Annotated in this window: 19 protein-coding genes; 13 read left to right on the top strand and 6 right to left on the bottom strand. The window is 34.3% G+C overall.

Translation table 11 applies throughout. The features are described from left to right. Nucleotides 1-59 precede the first annotated feature (59 nt). Nucleotides 60-770: a cell division ATP-binding protein FtsE gene (locus AYC65_RS15880; RefSeq protein WP_009094372.1), complete on the top strand. Its 711-nt coding sequence runs from the start codon at nucleotides 60-62 to the stop codon at nucleotides 768-770. Between the two features lie 56 nt (nucleotides 771-826). Here AYC65_RS15880 and AYC65_RS15885 read toward each other — a convergent pair whose 3' ends face one another. Genes AYC65_RS15885 through AYC65_RS15895 form a run of 3 tightly spaced genes read right to left on the bottom strand, consistent with a single transcriptional unit; the run spans nucleotide 827 to nucleotide 3,558 of the window. Continuing rightward, nucleotides 827-1,516, bottom strand: a complete 690-nt coding sequence (locus AYC65_RS15885) for a tRNA1(Val) (adenine(37)-N6)-methyltransferase (RefSeq protein WP_034867993.1) — start codon at nucleotides 1,514-1,516, stop codon at nucleotides 827-829. Further along, the gene (locus AYC65_RS15890; protein WP_034867996.1) at nucleotides 1,516-2,973 is read right to left on the bottom strand and encodes a sensor histidine kinase; all 1,458 of its coding nucleotides are present in this window, start codon (nucleotides 2,971-2,973) and stop codon (nucleotides 1,516-1,518) included. Before AYC65_RS15890 ends, AYC65_RS15885 begins: the two co-directional genes overlap by 1 nt. A gap of 3 nt (nucleotides 2,974-2,976) precedes the next feature. Further along, the gene (locus AYC65_RS15895) at nucleotides 2,977-3,558 is read right to left on the bottom strand and encodes a riboflavin synthase (protein WP_034867999.1); all 582 of its coding nucleotides are present in this window, start codon (nucleotides 3,556-3,558) and stop codon (nucleotides 2,977-2,979) included. A 43-nt stretch (nucleotides 3,559-3,601) separates the two neighbouring features. On the opposite strand from AYC65_RS15895, the gene pdxA reads away from it, so the two are divergent. From pdxA to AYC65_RS15930, 7 genes are all read left to right on the top strand, one after another. Next, on the top strand, nucleotides 3,602-4,690 hold the full coding sequence (gene pdxA, locus AYC65_RS15900; protein WP_034868002.1) for a 4-hydroxythreonine-4-phosphate dehydrogenase PdxA: 1,089 nt from the start codon (nucleotides 3,602-3,604) through the stop codon (nucleotides 4,688-4,690). A 48-nt stretch (nucleotides 4,691-4,738) separates the two neighbouring features. After that, entirely contained in the window at nucleotides 4,739-5,278 is a 540-nt protein-coding gene (locus AYC65_RS15905) for a YceD family protein (protein WP_034868005.1), read from the top strand. A gap of 38 nt (nucleotides 5,279-5,316) precedes the next feature. Continuing rightward, complete coding sequence (gene rpmF / locus AYC65_RS15910) at nucleotides 5,317-5,520, top strand: 50S ribosomal protein L32 (RefSeq protein WP_034868008.1); 204 nt, start codon at nucleotides 5,317-5,319, stop codon at nucleotides 5,518-5,520. Between the two features lie 104 nt (nucleotides 5,521-5,624). After that, the gene (accB, locus tag AYC65_RS15915; protein WP_034868010.1) at nucleotides 5,625-6,101 is read left to right on the top strand and encodes an acetyl-CoA carboxylase biotin carboxyl carrier protein; all 477 of its coding nucleotides are present in this window, start codon (nucleotides 5,625-5,627) and stop codon (nucleotides 6,099-6,101) included. 90 nt (nucleotides 6,102-6,191) lie between these two features. Next, complete coding sequence (accC, locus tag AYC65_RS15920; protein ID WP_034868012.1) at nucleotides 6,192-7,550, top strand: acetyl-CoA carboxylase biotin carboxylase subunit; 1,359 nt, start codon at nucleotides 6,192-6,194, stop codon at nucleotides 7,548-7,550. A gap of 180 nt (nucleotides 7,551-7,730) precedes the next feature. Beyond that, complete coding sequence (rocD, locus tag AYC65_RS15925) at nucleotides 7,731-8,966, top strand: ornithine--oxo-acid transaminase (protein ID WP_034868015.1); 1,236 nt, start codon at nucleotides 7,731-7,733, stop codon at nucleotides 8,964-8,966. Nucleotides 8,967-8,996: 30 nt separating this feature from the next. After that, the gene (locus AYC65_RS15930) at nucleotides 8,997-9,743 is read left to right on the top strand and encodes a glycosyltransferase family 2 protein (RefSeq protein WP_034868018.1); all 747 of its coding nucleotides are present in this window, start codon (nucleotides 8,997-8,999) and stop codon (nucleotides 9,741-9,743) included. Between the two features lie 29 nt (nucleotides 9,744-9,772). Here AYC65_RS15930 and AYC65_RS15935 read toward each other — a convergent pair whose 3' ends face one another. Continuing rightward, complete coding sequence (locus AYC65_RS15935; protein ID WP_034868021.1) at nucleotides 9,773-10,645, bottom strand: hypothetical protein; 873 nt, start codon at nucleotides 10,643-10,645, stop codon at nucleotides 9,773-9,775. 329 nt (nucleotides 10,646-10,974) lie between these two features. Here AYC65_RS15935 and AYC65_RS15940 point away from each other — a divergent pair, with 329 nt between their 5' ends. From AYC65_RS15940 to AYC65_RS15950, 3 genes are read left to right on the top strand one after another with little or no spacing between them, the layout of a single operon-like run. Beyond that, nucleotides 10,975-11,955, top strand: coding sequence for a WaaS/CpsH family glycosyltransferase (locus tag AYC65_RS15940; protein WP_034868023.1), 981 nt, complete (start codon nucleotides 10,975-10,977; stop codon nucleotides 11,953-11,955). 36 nt (nucleotides 11,956-11,991) lie between these two features. Continuing rightward, on the top strand, nucleotides 11,992-12,984 hold the full coding sequence (locus AYC65_RS15945; protein WP_034868025.1) for a hypothetical protein: 993 nt from the start codon (nucleotides 11,992-11,994) through the stop codon (nucleotides 12,982-12,984). A 1-nt stretch (nucleotide 12,985) separates the two neighbouring features. Continuing rightward, nucleotides 12,986-14,263 (top strand): glycosyltransferase family 4 protein, encoded by a 1,278-nt coding sequence (locus AYC65_RS15950; RefSeq protein ID WP_034868027.1) that lies wholly within the window; start codon nucleotides 12,986-12,988, stop codon nucleotides 14,261-14,263. Between the two features lie 16 nt (nucleotides 14,264-14,279). Here AYC65_RS15950 and AYC65_RS15955 read toward each other — a convergent pair whose 3' ends face one another. Beyond that, nucleotides 14,280-15,506, bottom strand: coding sequence for a glycosyltransferase family 4 protein (locus AYC65_RS15955; protein ID WP_052114633.1), 1,227 nt, complete (start codon nucleotides 15,504-15,506; stop codon nucleotides 14,280-14,282). 20 nt (nucleotides 15,507-15,526) lie between these two features. Continuing rightward, nucleotides 15,527-16,987 carry a glycosyltransferase gene (locus AYC65_RS15960; RefSeq protein ID WP_078674694.1) on the bottom strand — a complete coding sequence of 487 codons (1,461 nt, stop codon included), beginning with the start codon at nucleotides 16,985-16,987 and terminating at the stop codon, nucleotides 15,527-15,529. 227 nt (nucleotides 16,988-17,214) lie between these two features. On the opposite strand from AYC65_RS15960, the gene gltX reads away from it, so the two are divergent. Together gltX and AYC65_RS15970 are read left to right on the top strand one after the other, a co-directional pair. Further along, entirely contained in the window at nucleotides 17,215-18,726 is a 1,512-nt protein-coding gene (gene gltX / locus AYC65_RS15965) for a glutamate--tRNA ligase (RefSeq protein ID WP_034868031.1), read from the top strand. A 46-nt stretch (nucleotides 18,727-18,772) separates the two neighbouring features. Then, on the top strand, nucleotides 18,773-19,729 hold the full coding sequence (locus AYC65_RS15970; RefSeq protein WP_034868033.1) for an acetyl-CoA carboxylase carboxyltransferase subunit alpha: 957 nt from the start codon (nucleotides 18,773-18,775) through the stop codon (nucleotides 19,727-19,729). The last annotated feature ends 115 nt before the right edge of the window (nucleotides 19,730-19,844 follow it).

A 19,844-nucleotide genomic window follows, 5' to 3' on the forward strand; every position in this document is an offset into this window, starting at 1 on the left:
GTATTTTTAGCCTTTAAAATCAGTACCAGTTGCTGATTTCAATTGTTAAAAGTAAAGATATGCCACATAAACACGAGCATGGTGATGATGTCATCATTCTTCAAAACGCCAAAATAATTCAGAAAAACTTCACTGTACTTTCAGATGTTAACCTTAACATTAAGAAAGGAAGATTCTGCTACCTTATTGGAAAAACAGGTTCCGGTAAAAGTTCACTTTTAAAGGTTCTTTACGGAGATCTTCCACTAAGACAAGGTATTGGTGAGGTTGTAGGTTTCGATTTATCTAAATTAAGAACTTCTGATATCCCGCCTTTAAGAAGAAAACTGGGTATTGTATTCCAGGATTTCCAGTTACTTACTGACAGAACTATTGAGAAAAACTTGATTTTCGTACTTCAGGCAACCGGCTGGAAAGATAAAAGATTAATCACTGACCGTATAGACGAAGTACTAAATAGTGTAGGCATGAAGACCAAGAAGCACAAAATGCCACATGAGCTGTCAGGAGGAGAACAACAGCGTATCGCAATTGCCAGAGCATTGCTTAACCATCCGGAACTAATCCTTGCAGATGAGCCTACCGGAAATCTTGACCCGGAAACATCTAATGAGATTATGCTTTTATTAACCAATATCTCAAAAGAGCGTAACTGCGCTGTACTAATGGCTACACATGATTATCACATGATTCAGAACTATCCGGCCGAAGCAATCCGTTGTGAAGACGGTAAGGTAACAGTAATGAATACTGCAGAACTTTTCGAATAAGATAAATGATATAAATAATGTAAAATCCCGCTTAGTAATATTAAGCGGGATTTTTTTTAAAACATCGGATGAAAGTCTTTCGTCAACTCTCTGTACTCATCCGAATAAATTCTTTTTTCTTTTTCCAGAACAAGTTCTTCCAAAACCAATTCTAATGGTTTTCTGGAAAACTCCAGAATATTTCTTTTCAACTTTCCACCTTTTATTCCATAAATATCAATTTTACGAATAAGATATAAGTCGTTATCTTCAGCAATAGTTATAAAACTTTCAGCATCATCACCCGGAATAATAACAGATAAAATTCCAGAATCTGAAATAAGCACAGCACTTTTACATATGAGCTGTTGAAAGGACAACAACACCTGGTGTCTCGCAATAAGATCTTTAGAAGAATCCGATTCAAAATAAGGCGGATTACTTACAATAAGATCATATTTATCAGCAGATACAAAGTCATTATAATTGATTTCAATAACATTTAGCCTGTCAGCAAAAGGAGAATGGCTAAAATTCTGTCCTGCAATTTCTACCGCTTTAGCATTGATATCTAAAGCATCAAATACAACTGAAGGAAATCGCTGCGCCAGCATAAGAGAAATGAGTCCGGTTCCGCAGCCAACCTCTAAAGCACGGACAGTTCCTTCACCATTACACAGGGCTCCAAGTACAACCCCATCAGTACCCACACGAAAAACTTCTTTATCCTGAAGAATTTCAAATTGTTTAAAAACGAATGGCTTCATTAAATCCCGACAGGTAAGCTAATGGTAAACTGTGTTCCTTTTCCGAATTCAGATTTCACAGATATAGTCCCCCTGTATTCATCAATCATCTTACGGACCATTGTAAGCCCAAGCCCCATCCCACTACTTTTAGTTGTAAAATTAGGTTCAAAAATCTGTTCAAGTTTTTCTTTTTCAATTCCGCTTCCGTTATCTTCTACCTTAATGGTTACTTTCTTATTAAATTGCTCCAGATCGATATTAATAATAGGTCTTCTTCCGTAAACCCCTGCCTGTTGTGCATTGGTAATAAGGTTAGTCATAATACGGCTGATATAGATTTTATCAAATTTCAGCATGATATTATCTTTATTTGAGTGTATAAAAATATCGTTCTTGTCGAATATATCTACGATCTTCTTTATCTCCTCGTTAATATTAAGAATAGTATCTTCTTTTTCAGGCAGCTTGGCAAATTCAGAAAACGCACTTGCAACTTCTGCAATCAGATCAATCTGCTCTACCACAACCTTGCTCATCTTATGTACCTTATTTTCTATTTCAGGATCCTGAGGATCAAATTTTCTCTCGAAATTCTGAATAGTTAACTTCATAGGAGTCAAAGGATTCTTCACCTCATGTGCAACCTGCTTGGCCATTTCCCGCCATGCCTTTTCTCTTTCAACCTGAGCTTTGAGCTGTGTCTGCTCCCGAAGCTGATAAATCATTCTGTTATAAGCTCTAACCAATACACTTAGCTCATCCCGACTGGAATACTTTATAGGCTTAAGATCTCTTCCTTCATCACTTATCTTAGACGAAATAGATGTAATGGTCTTGGTAATATTTTTTGAAATTCTCCAACTGATAAATATACTCAGCAACACCGCAAACACATTAACTAAAACAATAAACTGAAGGTGCTTATTGAATATATCTACATATTGATTGTTAAAATAATAGGATGGAAAATAAGCAATTGCCAAAGGCTCGGACTCCAGACTCGGATCATCTCTAAGGATTCTGTATGAAGATGTAATTGTAGCATTACTTTTATCGTCATAAAACCTGAAATCCAGCGCTCCGCCTTCACTATGCAAAATTTTACTAAGCACTTCCGCAGGAATCCTTTTCTGTTTTATGAGTGCCGCATCCCTGTTAGAAACCAGAAAATTTCCTTTACTGTCGTATAATATAATATCTAATAGTCCATTGATATCTGAAATCTCCATCAGCTTGTAACGAAGTTCGGCTGCAATATTTTCTTTAGTAACATGTGAATGGACAATTGCATAATCTAATGCTGTAGTAAGTGCCAAAGATTTATTCTGAAGCGAGGTTTCATTCTGAACCTGCGCCACTCTTCTGATCACCAGATAAGAAATAAGAGTTGTCCCTGCAACACATAACAGAGACACTAATATTAACCCCGAAAAAATTTTAAGTTGAAGACTTATTCCTCTCTGACCTAGAGCCATATATTATTTATTCATAAGCTTAGCAACATACTTGCCAATAATATCAAATTCTAAATTCACCTTGTCACCAATATTTAACTGGTGCATATTCGTATGTTCCCAGGTGTAAGGTATCAACGCTACAGAAAACTGACCTTTCTGGCTGTTTACGACTGTCAGGCTAATCCCATTTACAGTAATAGAACCTTTGTTAACTGTTGTAAAATCCTTTTCATCATATTTAAAGGTAAGCAGATAACTTCCGTCTTGATTTTCTATAGTATCCAAATAGCCTGTCTGATCAACATGTCCCTGTACAATATGTCCATCCAGACGGCTATTCATAATCATACAACGCTCCAAATTTACCAGATTTCCAACTTTCAGTTCGTCTAAAGCAGTTACATCCAGCGTTTCTTTTATCGCTGTTACAACATACTCACTATCTTTTATCGCTACTACAGTCAGGCAGCAACCGTTATGAGCAACGCTCTGATCTATTTTCAGTTCCCCTGTAAAAGGGCTATTTATTGTAAAGTGAACATTAGCGTCTTCATGAACGATATTTTCTACTTTTCCTATCGCTTCAATTATTCCCGTAAACATTGATTTAAAAATATTAAATTTGTATCTTCAAAGATAGCAAAAAATGAGCGCTAAGCATCATAAAATACGTGTGGGAATCTCTATAGGGGATTTTAACGGCATTGGACCGGAAATCATCATTAAAACATTGAAGGAAAAATCTATACTGGATTTTTTCACTCCGGTCATATTTGGTTCCGGGAAACTATTCTCCTACCAGAAAAATGTTTTCAAAGTCAATCAGAATTACCACCTGATACAACAATTATCGCAGCTAAAGCATGGCGAAATCAATATTCTAAACCTGTGGAAAGACAATGTAAACATTGAGTTTGGTAAACCAACTGAAGAATCTACCGCCTTGGCAATTCAGTCTCTGGAAGCTGCAACTGAAGCCTTAATGAAAGGTGAAATTGACGTTCTGGTTACAGCACCTATTAACAAGGACGAAATGCTAAAGCAAGGATTTAGTTATACAGGACATACGGAATATCTGGAAGCTAAGTTCAAGCAGAAAGCGTTGATGTTTATGGTAACTGAAGATTTAAAGGTTGCTGTATCTACACATCATATTCCTGTTGCAGAAGTTGCTTCTAAGATTACCAAGGAAAGAATTGTAAAACAAGTCAGAACACTGGATCAGACATTACGCGAGGATTTCTGCATTCAGAAACCTAAAATTGCTATCTTAGGGCTAAATCCACATGCAGGAGACGGAGGCAGCATAGGCCAAGAGGAAATAGAAATTATCACCCCTGCTATCAATAAATTATTTGATGAAGGAGTTCTGGCTTTTGGACCTTTTCCTGCGGACAGCTTTTTCCAGCCCGAAAAGTATAAAGCTTACGATGCTGTTTTAGCAATGTACCATGACCAAGGACTTACTCCTTTCAAGACTATTTCCTATGAAGAAGGAGTAAATTATAGTGCTGGTCTTCCTTTTATAAGAACGTCACCTGATCATGGAACAGCTTATGATATTGCGGGAAAAAATATTGCAGATGCACAATCTTTTGAAGAAGCTATTTTTTCCGGAATAAAAATTTTCCAGAACAGAAGAGAATATCAGGAACTACTTCAAAACAAGTTACAGCCGAAGAAAACCTTCGATGCCAACGGAGTAGATGAAGACTTACCTGAAGAAAATGAATAATTTACTTTGTAATCTCAATTATTTAATTTATTTTTGCAAACCATTTTTATGGAGAAAATCAGAAACTACAATATCGCATTTACAGGTTTAAAAAACGGTAAACACGAGTTTATTTTTGATGTAAAACAGGAGTTCTTTAATTTATTTGACACTGAACAAGAGTTTGACAAAGCTGATCTTAAAGTGAAAGCAATGTTGGACAAACACTCAACTTTTTTAGAATTTGAAATTAAAGTTGAAGGAACAGTTCAGTTAACCTGCGACATCAGCAATGAAGAATTTAGTCACCCAATACATAATGATATAAAAGTATTGGTGAAATTCGGAGAAGAATATGACGATAGCAATGAAGAGGTTATTGTAATCCCGCAGAATGAATATGAGTTCAATATTTCACAACTTATATTTGAAGCTGTAGTATTAGCAATACCGATGAAGAAACTTTCTCCCAATTTAACAGAAGAAGATTTGGAAGCTCTGGACCAATACAGCCCGAAAGAAGTTGAAGAGGATCAGGCAGAAGAAAATGAAGAAGGTGATATTGATCCAAGATGGGCAGCACTTAATAAATTAAAGGGCAAAAATTAACTAAAACAAGAATTAAAAAATATTAAAAATATCAGACAATGGCACATCCTAAAAGAAGACAGTCTGCTACTAGAAGAGATAAAAGAAGAACTCACTACAAAGCTGTAGCTCCACAGTTAGCTAAAGACGCTACAACTGGAGAACTTCACCTTTATCACAGAGCACACTGGCATGAAGGTAAACTTTACTACAGAGGTAAAGTTGTACTTGAAAAACAAGTTGAAACTACAGAAGAAAACTAATACCCGGTTTTCTCTGAAATTTATACAAAAACCATTCGATTTCCATGAAATTGAATGGTTTTTTGTTGTTATTTCGTATATTTGACCCCTAAAAAACTATTTTTATGGATATTAAAGATATACAGAACCTGATCAGGTTTGTTGCTAAGGCCGGAGTGTCTGAAGTAAAGTATAAAACAAAGGATTTTGAAATCAACATCAAAACTCCAAGCGCTGCTGCAGAAGGTGTTACTTACATCCCTCAACAGCCAGTTTTCCAACAAACAGCTCCTCAGGCTACTGCACCTGTAACATCTGCTCCACAAGCTACAACACCAGCTGCTGATAATGACGACAGCAAATATGTAGCTGTGAAATCTCCGATGATCGGAACTTTCTACAGAAAACCATCTCCGGATAAAGATGTGTTCGTAAATGTAGGTGATACTATCTCTTCAGGAGATACAGTTTGCGTTATCGAAGCAATGAAATTATTCAACCAGATTGAATCAGAAATAAGTGGTAAAATTGTAAAAATCCTTGTTGATGATGCTTCACCAGTTGAATACGACCAACCTTTATTCTTGGTAGATCCTTCTTAAGGAATTTTAGATTAAAAATTATAAATTTTAGATGCTTTTGTATTTAAAATAATTTAAGATTCAGAATTTAAAATTTAAAATTTCGAAACAATGTTCAAAAAGATATTAATTGCCAATAGAGGTGAGATTGCCATGCGTATTTTGCGTTCTGCAAAAGAAATGGGAATTAAGACTGTTGCTGTATACAGTACAGCAGATAAAGACAGCTTACATGTGCGTTTCGCAGACGAAGCTGTATGCATAGGACCTGCACCAAGTAAAGATTCTTACCTAAAGATCCCTAATATTATTGCTGCAGCAGAAATTACTAATGCAGATGCTATTCACCCTGGTTATGGATTCCTTTCAGAGAATGCTAATTTCTCCAGAATCTGCCAGAAGAACGGTATTAAATTTATCGGAGCTACTCCGGAGCAAATTGAAAAAATGGGAGATAAAGCTACAGCTAAAGCTACAATGAAAGCTGCAGGTATCCCATGTGTTCCAGGATCCGACGGACTTATCGATTCTTATGAGCATGCTGTAAAGATTGCTAAAGAAATTGGTTATCCGGTAATGATCAAAGCTACCGCAGGTGGTGGTGGTAAAGGGATGCGTGCTGTATGGAAAGAAGAAGACCTTAAAGATCACTGGGATTCTGCAATTCAGGAAGCTGTAGCAGCTTTCGGAAACGGAGGTATGTATATGGAAAAGCTTATTGAAGAGCCTCGTCATATTGAGTTCCAGATAGCAGGAGATCAAAACGGAAGAGCATGTCACCTTTCTGAAAGAGACTGTTCTATCCAAAGAAGAAACCAGAAACTGATTGAGGAAACTCCATCTCCTTTTATGACTCCTGAACTTCGTGAAGAAATGGGTAACGCAGCTGTGAGAGCAGCAGAGTACATTGGATATGAAGGCGTTGGTACAATTGAATTTCTTGTGGATAAACACAGAAATTTCTACTTCATGGAAATGAATACCCGTATCCAGGTAGAACATCCTATTACAGAGCAAGTAATTGACTATGATCTTATCAGAGAGCAAATCTTATTAGCTGCAGGAACTCCTATTTCTGGTATTAATCACTACCCTAAGCTTCATGCTATAGAGTGTAGAATTAATGCAGAGGATCCATATGCTGATTTCCGTCCTTCTCCAGGTGTTATAAAAGGATTAAACATTCCTGGTGGACACGGTGTAAGAGTAGATACTCACGTTTATTCCGGATATGCAATTCCACCTAACTACGACTCTATGATTGCTAAGCTTATTACAACTGCACAAACACGTGAAGAAGCTATTGCAAAAATGAAAAGAGCTTTAGAGGAATTTTATATTGAAGGAGTAAAAACCACTATTCCATTCCACAGACAACTTCTGGATAATGAAGACTTCATTGCCGGAAATTATACAACAAAGTTCATGGAAAGCTTTGTGATGGATAAAAATTATGAAAATCACTTCTAAAGTGATATATACATACAAAATAAAGAATGGCAGGAATTAGTTCCTGCCATTTTTGTTTACATCAGAATTAAATACGAAATCTACATCATTCACCAAATAATCATGCACTTTATGTCTAAAAAAACGAATTTGTGAAGGCGAAATAGAAACCGTAAATTCGTCACTCAAACTTTAAATATTATGTCAGAAATTAAAAATTCAGAATATTTCATTGAACTTGAAGAGAAACACGGAGCACACAATTATCACCCATTACCTGTTGTTTTAGACAAAGGAGAAGGTGTATTCGTATGGGATGTAGAAGGCAAAAAATACTATGATTTTCTTTCTGCATATTCGGCTGTTAACCAGGGACACTCTCATCCCAAAATTGTAGAGGCACTTGTTGATCAGGCAAGCAAATTGGCGTTAACTTCAAGAGCTTTTTATAACTCGAAGCTAGGAGAATACGAGCAAAAAATAACATCTCTTTTAGGTTTCGATAAAGTTTTACCAATGAACTCCGGAGCCGAAGCTGTTGAAACAGCAGTAAAACTAGCAAGAAAATGGAGTTACGAAGTAAAAGGGATTGCTGAAAATGCAGCAAAAATTATTGTATGTGAAAATAACTTCCACGGAAGAACAACAACTATTGTATCGTTTTCCAATGATCCGGATGCAAACCAAAATTATGGTCCTTTCACTCCTGGTTTTATTCGTATTCCTTATAACGACATTGCTGCATTAGAAGAAGTTCTAAGCAAAGAAGCAGGAAATATTGCAGCTTTTCTTGTTGAACCTATTCAGGGTGAGGCTGGTGTATATGTTCCTAATGAAGGATTCCTGAAGCAATCATCTGAACTTTGTAAAAAATACAATGTTCTTTTCATAGCAGATGAAGTACAAACAGGAATTGCCAGAACAGGTAAATTAATAGCATGTCACCATGAAAATGTTCAGCCAGACATTCTTATTCTGGGTAAAGCTTTGTCCGGAGGAATGTATCCTGTATCTGCTGTCTTAGCGAACAACAATATTATGGATGTCATCAAGCCTGGACAGCACGGATCAACTTTTGGAGGAAATCCATTGGCATGCGCAGTAGCAATGGCTGCCCTGGATGTTGTACAAGACGAAAAATTATCCGAAAGAGCAGAAGAATTAGGAAATCTATTCAGAAGTGAAATTGAAAAACTAATAGAGAAAACGGATCTGATTACTAAAGTAAGAGGAAAAGGATTATTAAATGCTATTCTTATTAATGATGCACCGGACAGCTCTACAGCATGGAATCTATGCTTAGCTCTTAAAGAAAACGGGTTATTAGCTAAGCCAACTCATGGTAATATTATCCGTCTGGCACCACCTTTAGTAATTACTGAAGAACAATTACTTGACTGTGTGAAAATTATTGAGAAAACGATTTTAGAGTTTTAATAAGTTATATTTTATTTATAACTTTCCTGCATGGAAAAAGTCAGTGGGCTAATCATTACTTACAATGAAGAACGCAATATTGCGGCTGTTTTAAGCTGTTTTAATTTCTGTGAGGAGATTATTATTGTTGATTCTTTCAGCACAGACAAAACAGTGGAAATTGCTCAAAAAAATCCAAAAGTTAAAGTTTATCAACAAGAATTCGTTGATTATACTAAACAGCGGAATAAGGCACTTTCTTTAGCTGAAAACGACTGGGTATTTTTTCTTGACGGTGATGAGCGGACAACTCCTGATCTTGAAAAAGAAATTATTGAGACCATAAATAACAAAGACTCTAAAGATGCTTATTATATCTACAGAATCTTTTTTGTAGGCCAAAAGAAAATAAATTTTTCAGGAACTCAGAATGATAAAAACTTCCGACTTTTCCGAAAATCGAAAGCTTTTTATACAGAAACAAAAAAAGTACATGAAACACTTGAAGTACAAGGAAGTACTGGAATTTTAAAACATAAATTACTGCATTATTCTTTTGAAAATTTCGAATCTTTTAAAAAGAAAATGATGTATTATGGATTATTAAAAGGTACTGAGCTTATAGAGAAAGGAAATAAATATTCTGTTTTTACTCACTGGAGCAAAGTTGCATTTAAATTTATTAAAACCTACTTTTTAAAGTTAGGTATCCTCGACGGAATTGATGGATTAAAAATCAGTTATCTCCAGAGTTTATATGTTGATGAAACCTATCAGACACTTAAAAATAAAAGCTAAAGTATCTACTTTAGCTTTTTTTATTGGTTTCATTTTGTGATAACATAAACAGGCTTTTTATCCTTGTAAAAGATATCTATGAAGCTTCTGAGTTTTCTCTGAGTATTGGACTCTTTTACCCAGATAGGGTTCTGTAGCAAATCCATTTCTTTAACCCTATCTATAATCTGTTCAAAAGAATATTTTTTCATGAAAGCTTCTTTCAGGAAATGATCAATTATTGTATTCCATTGTTGCTTATTTCCCCAATAATGTCCCACAGTATCATCTGCAGGCTGCAATACAGAGTACTCATTCAGTCCTATAGAAAAAGCCATCTGCTCGATAAGTCGCCTTGTAACGTTATCGGCACACAATGCATCATTAACATCTAAGGTAAGTTGCAAACTTTCTAAATGCTGATTAGAGATACCTATCAACCCAGCATTCCACATACTCGTAGCTTCATCTATTCTTATATCATGATATGTCTTCCCTTTCATCTGTTGCCACATCAACTTTTCAGTTTTAGAAGAAAGCACAGATAATTTTCCTTCTTTTACATGCATATGGTTCTGCCCACTTTGTAAACTTTTTGATAGCTTATCTGTTCTCTGGTAGAAGAAGGTATCTCCGTCTAAATAAAGAATAGATTCATGTGGATACTTCTTAGCAATTAATTCCAGCGCTTTAATTTTAACCCGCCAGAAAAATTTATGCTCCCCCTCCCACTCTGTTATCGTTTCTCTATTTATTGGTATTACTTCTATTTTATCCTCAAAAGAACTGAACAATGAAGTATCTTCTGCTATAACAATAATTTTATCTGCCGGATTTTTATAGGCAAATGCAGTGTATATAGAAAAATACACCTGTTGATAATGATCCAGATTATTACCAAAAACTAAGTATACTATATTCATTTAAGGGAGGTATTCATATGAAGTTTTGAAAATTATGATAAATTTCCTTTCTGTGGGACAAATTTAGAATAAAACCATGGATATCAAAAATTATAGGTTTCTGTTTTATATTAACTATCCCTTATTACGTACCGAATATTATAATTTTTTAATAAAATATATCCTCATACATCAGAAAATAGTTTTGTTTTCGTTTATCTAGATAAGCTAAATAATTTTATTTTAGCTAAAATAATGAAAAAACAACGCAACCTTTTTTCATCAAAGCCATCTTATTAGTAGCACTAGAATCTTCGAAAGAAGTACGGAACAAAAAATAAAACGAATTAATGAAAATTTGCGTCATAAGTTTTGATTACTGGCATTACGACCAATATATAGTTGAAACTCTTTCCAATAAAGGAGTTGATGCACACCACATCAATATTGGGGCGCTGACTCATGCAAGCTTCAAAGACAAGGCTGTCAATGCCCTTAGCAAAGTATTTCTGAAGAAAAATTTGAAATACGAAAAGCGCCAGAGTTTTATTATTCAATCACTCCAGGCTCTTGGTAAACAGGATCAGATTTTGGTATTAAATCCGGATTCAATGGACATTGCAACTCTGGAAATTGTAAAAAAATATACTGACAGACTTATTACATATCTCTATGATAGTGTTGGACGATTTCCTGTAGAAGACAAACTCCATTATTTTGATAAGATTTTTTCTTTCGATGATTCGGACGTAGAAAAGCATGGCTTTGAAAAACTAACAAACTATATTTATCTTTCTCATCTGCCAAAAGAAAACCAGTCTCCATCTAATGATTTGTTTTACATTACTTCTTATGATAAAAAACGACTGGGACAGATAGGCGTACTGGACAAAAAATTAGCAGAACTAAAAGTTAAATCTCAATTTATCATTGTTGGAAAAAAGGCATGGAAAAAAATATTACAAACAAAATTTTTCCCTGTTAGAAGTTCTTCTGTTACTTTTAGAACACAGCGAACCGATCCCAGAAATATGATAGAATCTTATCAAAACTGCACCGCAATTCTGGAGCTTATGCGAGAAGGACAGAATGGATTAAGTTTTCGAGTTTTTGAGGCAATTGCTTTGGAAAAGAAAATTATAACAGATAACGAAAATATAAAAAATTACGATTTTTATAATCCTGATAATATATTAGTTTTGGATAAAGATATGACTAATATAAATTCAGACTTCTTTCAGAAACCTTATAATGCGCTTGCAAAAGAATATTATAATAAATATACGCTGAATCAATGGACTGAAAGGGTCTTTAATCTACCTTTGACATAAAATCTTAATTATATTCATTACACTGAATCTTTAAATATGATTGCTTATACACAACAGTCTAAGGTTATAATATTTTGCCCTCCTCAGAAAGTTACCGGTGGACCAGAAGCTTTGCACCAATTATCTGACAAATTACTACGCTTAGGAAACAGAAATGTTTTCATGTCTTATTTACCCAAAAAGAAAAATGCTAAGCCCCAAAGCTATTCGATATATAATACACAGGAAATAGACACAATAGAGGACAATCAAGAAAACATACTGATTATCCCAGAGTCTATGACCTTCTTAGTAAAAAAATATCCAAAGTCTCAGAAAATAATCTGGTGGTTAAGTGTTGACTTCTATAAAATCTTAATGGATCTAAGAATCCGCCGCCAAAATATTTTTTCCAAATTATTCTATCAGCAAAAAGACAGGGAATACAATTTTGAACAGTTGCCTAATGTTTTTCAATGGGCACAATCATATAGATCTTCTATTTATATAAAGGATCATAAAATTCCTGAAGATCAAATAGACTATGTTTGTGATTATATCAATCCTATTTTTTTAAAAAATAACAAGGAGATCCAAAAAGACGTAACAAACAGAACTATATTATATAATCCCCAAAAGGGTAAAAAAGAAATATCCGAGCTGATTAAAAACTCTCCGGAATTAGTCTGGATTCCCATACAAAATATGAATGCCCATCAAATAAAAGATTTGATGGCAAAATCTTTACTGTATGTTGATTTTGGTGAGAATCCCGGCAGAGATAAAATGCTGCGTGAATCTGTATCACAGGATTGCTGTATCATTTCGGGCAAAAATGGATCTTCTCTATATTATGAGGATCTGATGATTCCTGATGAATATAAATTCAATTTTAGTGAAAAAAACATTCCACATATTATAGAAAAAATTGAAGATATTCTAAACAATTACACTAAACATATCAGTAACTTTGAAACCTATAAAAAGGCGGTTCTTATTGAAGAAACTGCTTTTGAAAACAAGATAAAACAAATTTTCGCAATAACTTAATATGGAAAAAGACAAAAAGGTTTTGGGTGTGAATATGTCTGGTTTTTTCAATGCCGAAATTGGTTTTGGAGAAGCAATTCGTAACAATTTAAAAGCTTTAAAAACTGTTGATATCCCGGCAAAACCTATTAATTTTAATTTACATCTCAGACATCGTCTTAATGACAATTCTGTTAATTATGATGATAATATAAATGATCATCCTATCAACATTGTTCATGTCAACATGGATACTATTGGAAGCTTTTTACAAGAAAAATCTTCGGATTTTTTTAAAGGCAAATATAATATTGGTTACTGGGCCTGGGAGCTGGAAATTTTCCCAGAAGTTTACACAGAATATTTCAAATATTATGATGAGATATGGACTTGTTCAAAATACTGTTTAGATTCTATTTCTTTGAAATCTAATATTCCTGTCATTAATATTCCTCATCCAATTAACGTTGGAACAGAAGATATTGATCAAAATTTTGAAACCGGATTATCAAAAGATTGTTATAATTTTTTATTCGTTTTCGATTATAACAGCCTTATAGAGCGTAAAAACACGCTTGGACTTATTGATGCATATGAAAAAGCTTTTGGAAAAAACAACCCGCATGTAAAGCTTATTTTAAAGACATCTATTCCCAATCACCATCCAAAAGCAAAAGAAAAAGTATTATCCAGAATTGGAGATAATAAAAGTATCATTTACAAAGAAGAAATGCTTCGGAGGGGAGAATTACTTGCATTAATGAATCAGGCTGATTGTTATATTTCTCTGCACCGATCAGAAGGTTTTGGGCTGACTATGGCAGAAGCTATGGCATTGGGCAAACCTGTAATTGCAACCGGATATTCCGGAAACCTTGATTACATGACTACCAACAACTCATTTCTTGTTAAATATAAAATAGTAAAACAAGAAGATGATTTGGGCGTTTTACCTAAAGATAATTATTGGTCTGAGCCTGATACAGATCACGCTGCAGAAATGATGAATTTTGTTTTCAATAATCAGGAATATGCAAAGAAAATAGGTGAGCAAGCAAAATTGGACATCAACAAACAACTCTCCCTGCATACCATTGGAATGAAAATGAAAACGAGATTGAATGTTATTGAAAATTTCATTCTACCAGAAAGAGATGAAACCCATGTAAAAGACAATCTTGTAAAGCTAATGAGTGAAAACAAGATTCTCGAAAAAAGGGTTATTTATTTGGAAAAAGGGCTGTACAATAAAGCAAGGAAAAAGGTTAATGAATTTTTAAAAAAAATAAAAGGCCGTTAGATAAAAAAATACTTGATTAAATGTGATCAAGTATTTTTTTATATATGTTTACATGCTCCTCTGCACACTTCTGCCATGAAAATAATTTTGATCTTTGAAGTCCTTTAAAGGATAAGTTTTCTCTTAGATTTTGATCGGAGTATAAAGTCCACATTACATCACATAATGCATTTTCATCTTTTGGATCCAATGTAATCCCTGCATTACCAATTACCTCGGGCAAAGAAGAAGTATTAGATGTAACTGTTGGTGTACCACACTGCATAGCTTCTAATGGAGGCAATCCAAATCCTTCGTATAAAGACATATAAAAAAATGAATAGGCATTACTATATATACTTGCAAGATCCTCTTCTTCAACTCTCCCCGTAAAGATTATCTTATCTTTTAAATGATTTGTATTTTCATATTCTTCAAATATTTCATCATACATCCAGCCTTTAGCCCCTACCAGAACCAGACTTAAATCGTCAATATTATGAGTTGTAATCATCTGAATGAAGCATCTGATTGTATGGGTTATATTCTTCCGAGGCTCTATTGTACTAAGCCCTAAAAAATATTTTTGAGGCAGGTTATATTTATTTTTAACCCTTTGAAGTTTTTCTTCATTTTTACATACGTAAAATGTATCGGGAGAAGCTGCTAATAAACTTACAAAAACTCTGTTCGGGTCTATTCTGGGTTCATATTTCAGAAGATCTTTCTTTGTATTTTCCGACACACATATTGCATACCCATTGTCTGCAATACTCTCTACAATTTCCTTTAACATCTCAGTTGTAACATTATATTGCGGGAATAATATAGGAATCAGATCATGAATTGTTATTACCTTTTTTATGTGTCTGAATTTACTTATAGATTGAGGAATCGGATAATAAGGAGAATGAAAAATCTGAGCTTCTTTTATTACTTTCTTATTGTAACTGACCTTATATTCATGAATATTAATTTTCTTATAAAGAAACCGGAAAAGCTTTTCTTTTCTAAAAGGAACAAACTTTCTTCTTTTTCTTGTATTAGCCCTTTCAATATTAATTTCTTTTTCATGTAAATAAACAGCTATATTTTCATTGGCGCATTTTCCGGTTATATAACCATCATTTGCATAAAAAAGTTTTATTTCTTTTTGAGAATACAAATTTCTAAATAGCAAATCGGCAACTCTGTAGATACCCGTTTTGAGGGCATCTGCTGAATCTCCGATTAACCATATATCAAAAATAACTTTTATTTTCATTCCAAATTATTCTAATATAATTATACCAATGTTTCATAGAAATTATTCTGCTGTTCTTGTTTAGCTATAATTTTCTCGTGCAACAAACAAAAATCAGTTGTATCTATGGGCAAAGTGTTTTGTTTTTTAAACCCAGACAAATGCTCATGCACTTTATTTTTCCAAACAATACCTTTATTTAGCTTGAATATTCTTTGCTGATAGTCAGGAAAATTAATATAATTATTACTATCTACAGCCCAATTCCATTTTTTAACATGTTCCGGAGTGATTCCTATAACGGTATTAATCCTTGGAACATTAAATACATCAACTTTTTTATTGTCTAATAAATATCTTTTCAGGTTTTTAATTAATGATATTTTAGGTTCTTCATCTGCATCAATTTGAAAAAGATAATCTTTAGCTGCCGCAGTAATCAGACTATTTTTAAAAGTTGCGAAATCTCTATTTAAAGGACGATATATTAATCTAATATCGTTTTTAAACTCATGTAAGACAGCTTCTACCTCTTTACTTTCAACAGAAGAATCTTTTAGAACCAATATTTCATCTCCAGCATCTATATTTTCAATAAGCAATATTAGTAATCGTTTTAATTCTATTGACTCATTGCATACAGTGACACCATATGTAAGATTTATTTTGCTCTTGGTATCCTTTTTAATAATTGGATAACTACCTGCAAAATGGATAAAATAGTTTTTTTGATATAACTCAGAAACTAACTCTTTATAGATATTTGTCGGGTAAATACTCCACCCTCTTTTTTTTGCTATCCTAGAATGAAAATATCTTTTAATACCACCTGTTTGTTTTCTATCATCTTCCTTTGTTACTGTCCCGTTATACTTATACATAATCTGGACATTGAATTCCGATGGTAGTGGTTGAAAAATATCATTTACCTGGGTCAAGAACGCCATCGGGGCTTCTTCAAAACTATTTAGATCTCCCTGTTGATGATCACTAAAATAATAATCATTAAATATTTTACTAACCATATTAGGTCTAAATATAAAGACACCTCCATTTATACTCCCTTGAAGTTCTGTTCCTATAGGGATACTAAAATTCCTGTCAGTAAAATATTTTTCAGTTGTCTCTTCTAATATTCTTGGGATATGCTCCCATGTTTTCTTAAATTCATTAGTTTCTCTCGGATCAAGTACGGCTCCAAAGTCTTTATTTTCTGGCAGAAAATTGAATATAGAAGGTGCTTTCGGTGAAATAAGGATATCTAAATCTAAAAAAGCTACAATATCAAAATCTTTACAATAGTCAGGAATTAAAAGTTTCTGTGATAATAATGGTCTTTTAAAACCATTATCCAAAGGATTTTTTATTAAAATAAGCTCTGCCCCACACTTTTGAGAGTATTCTTCAAAAACATTCTTATTCTCATTGTAAAGCTTTTCATACTTTTCACCTATAACCATTAGGCAAATTGCCTTCCTTAGATTGGGATTGGCTTCTGTCATATATTGTTAAAATAACTTTATTAGAAATCTGAAACTCATCATTATATGCAAAATATCTAAATAAGATATTGTCTATCAATAGACAATGCTTCAAGATTAATACGAAACTTCTTTCTACTCCATCAATATATACTATTTGACAAAATATAAGCTAATTCTAACTAAATAATAAGCATCACTATAGTACAAAACTACATTTTCCGTAACTTTGCACCAAATTTTTTTACATGGAAAAAGTACGGGTACGTTTTGCTCCCAGCCCAACCGGGCCTTTACATTTGGGAGGTGTACGTACAGCATTATATGACTATCTGTTTGCAAAACACAATGGTGGTGATTTCATCCTGAGAATTGAAGATACCGACACTCAGCGTTATGTTCCGGGCTCCGAAGAGTACATTATGGAAGCTCTGGAATGGATTGGTATGGTTCCGGATGAAAGTCCAAAACATGGTGGTCCTTATGCTCCGTATCGTCAGTCAGAACGTAGAGATATCTATGACAGGTATACAGAACAAATCCTGAAAACGGATTATGCTTACCTTGCTTTCGATACACCGGAAGAACTGGATCAGATCCGCGCAGAATTTGAAGCTAGAGGTGATGTTTTTGCCTATAACTACGAAACCCGTAACAGACTAAGAAATAGTATTTCTCTTCCTGAAGAAGAAGTAAAAAAACTTTTGGAAGAAAAAACGCCATATGTTATCCGTTTCAAAATGCCATTAGACAGGATCATTAATCTTAATGATATTATCCGTGGGAAGTTTAGTGTAAATACTAATACCCTGGATGATAAAGTTCTGGTAAAAAATGACGGAATGCCAACTTATCATTTTGCGAACATTATCGATGATCACGAGATGAAAATCACCCATGTTATCCGTGGTGAGGAGTGGCTGCCATCTATGGCACTTCACGTATTATTATATGAAGCAATGGGTTGGGATGCACCGGAATTTGCCCATCTTTCACTTATCCTGAAACCAGAAGGAAAAGGGAAACTAAGCAAAAGAGATGGTGATAAATTCGGTTTCCCCGTATTCCCACTTAATTTTACCGATCCGACTACGGGCAACACTTCTGCTGGTTACCGTGAAGAAGGTTATTTACCAGAAGCTTTTATCAATATGGTTGCCATGTTGGGATGGTCTCCTGCTGACAATAAAGAAATTGTGAGTATGGATGAAATGATTAAAGAATTTGATCTTAATAAAGTTCATAAAGCCGGGGCAAGATTCAGTGCCGAAAAAGCCAAATGGTTCAATCAGCAGTACTTGCAACTGACACCCAATGAAGCTATCCTTCCTGAATTTAAAAAAGTGCTGGCAGAAAACAATGTTGAAGTTTCTGATGAAAAGGCTTTAAAAATAATTGGTCTGATGAAAGAAAGAGCAACCTTTGTTAAAGATATCTATAATGATGGTAAATTCTTTTTCCATGCACCAGAATCTTTTGATGAAAAAGCTTCGAAAAAAGCATGGTCTCCGGAAACAGCTGTATTAATGCAGGAATTAGCCGAAACTATTTCGACTGTAGATTTTAAAGCAGAAACTATTAAAGAAAGTATCCATCACTTAGCAGAAGCCAAAGGTTTGGGTATGGGAAAAGTAATGATGCCTCTGCGTCTTTCTTTAGTTGGAGAACTTAAGGGACCAGATGTACCAGATCTTATGGAAATGATCGGAAAAGAAGAGACTATTTCCAGAATAACTAAAGCAATTGAAACTTTAAAATAGGGATTCCATAAAAAATCCTTAAATTTGAGACCTTGAATTCATACGAATGGAATATTTAGAATTTGAAAAGCCGATTGAAGAGCTTATGGAGCAATACGACAAATGCTCTTTGGTAGGTGAAGAAAGTGGTATCGATGTAAAATTGGCATGCAGCCAGTTAGAAGATAAAATTATTGCTGAAAAGAAGAATATCTACGGCAAGCTTACACCATGGCAGAAAGTTCAACTTTCCCGCCATCCAAACAGACCTTATGCTTTAGACTTCATTAATGGAGTTGCAGACAAAGGAAGTTTCTTAGAACTTCATGGAGACCGTAATTTTGCTGATGATCCTGCAATGGTAGGCGGAATTATTACCATCGAAGGGCAAAGTGTAATGATTATCGGAACCCAGAAAGGGAGAACGACAAAAGAAAGACAACATCGCCGTTTCGGTATGTCTAACCCGGAAGGATACCGCAAAGCACTTCGTTTGATGAAGCTTGCAGAGAAATTTAACATCCCTATTGTTACGCTGATAGATACTCCGGGAGCATACCCTGGTCTTGAAGCTGAAGAACGTGGACAAGGAGAAGCTATTGCAAGAAACATCTATGAAATGTGTCGTATGACGGTTCCTATTATCACGATTGTAATCGGTGAAGGAGCTAGTGGGGGTGCATTAGGTATTGGTGTAGGAAACAAAGTTTACATGATGGAGAATAGCTGGTATTCTGTAATTTCCCCTGAAAACTGTTCTACAATTTTATGGAGAAGTTGGGAATACAAAGAGGTTGCTGCTGAAGCAATGAAACTGACTGCTCCGGATATGCTAAAAGAGAAATTAATCGATGGTATCATCGAAGAACCTCTTGGCGGTGCTCACTACGAGCCGGAAGTTGCTTTCCAGAATGTAAAAAGTACAATCCTGAGCAACATTAAATCTTTGAAGAAATTCAATGGTAAAGAATTAATGGAACAAAGACAGGAGAAATTTATCAATATGGGTAAATTCAAAGGATAAATCTAAATTCCTTAAAATATACAAAGCCACTCAGTTGAGTGGCTTTTCTTATTGGCTAAATAACAATTGTTGGATGAGGCATTCAAATATTTTCTATATTTAGATTAAAGTATAT

The organism is Elizabethkingia bruuniana (genome assembly GCF_002024805.1).
Lineage (GTDB): Bacteria > Bacteroidota > Bacteroidia > Flavobacteriales > Weeksellaceae > Elizabethkingia > Elizabethkingia bruuniana.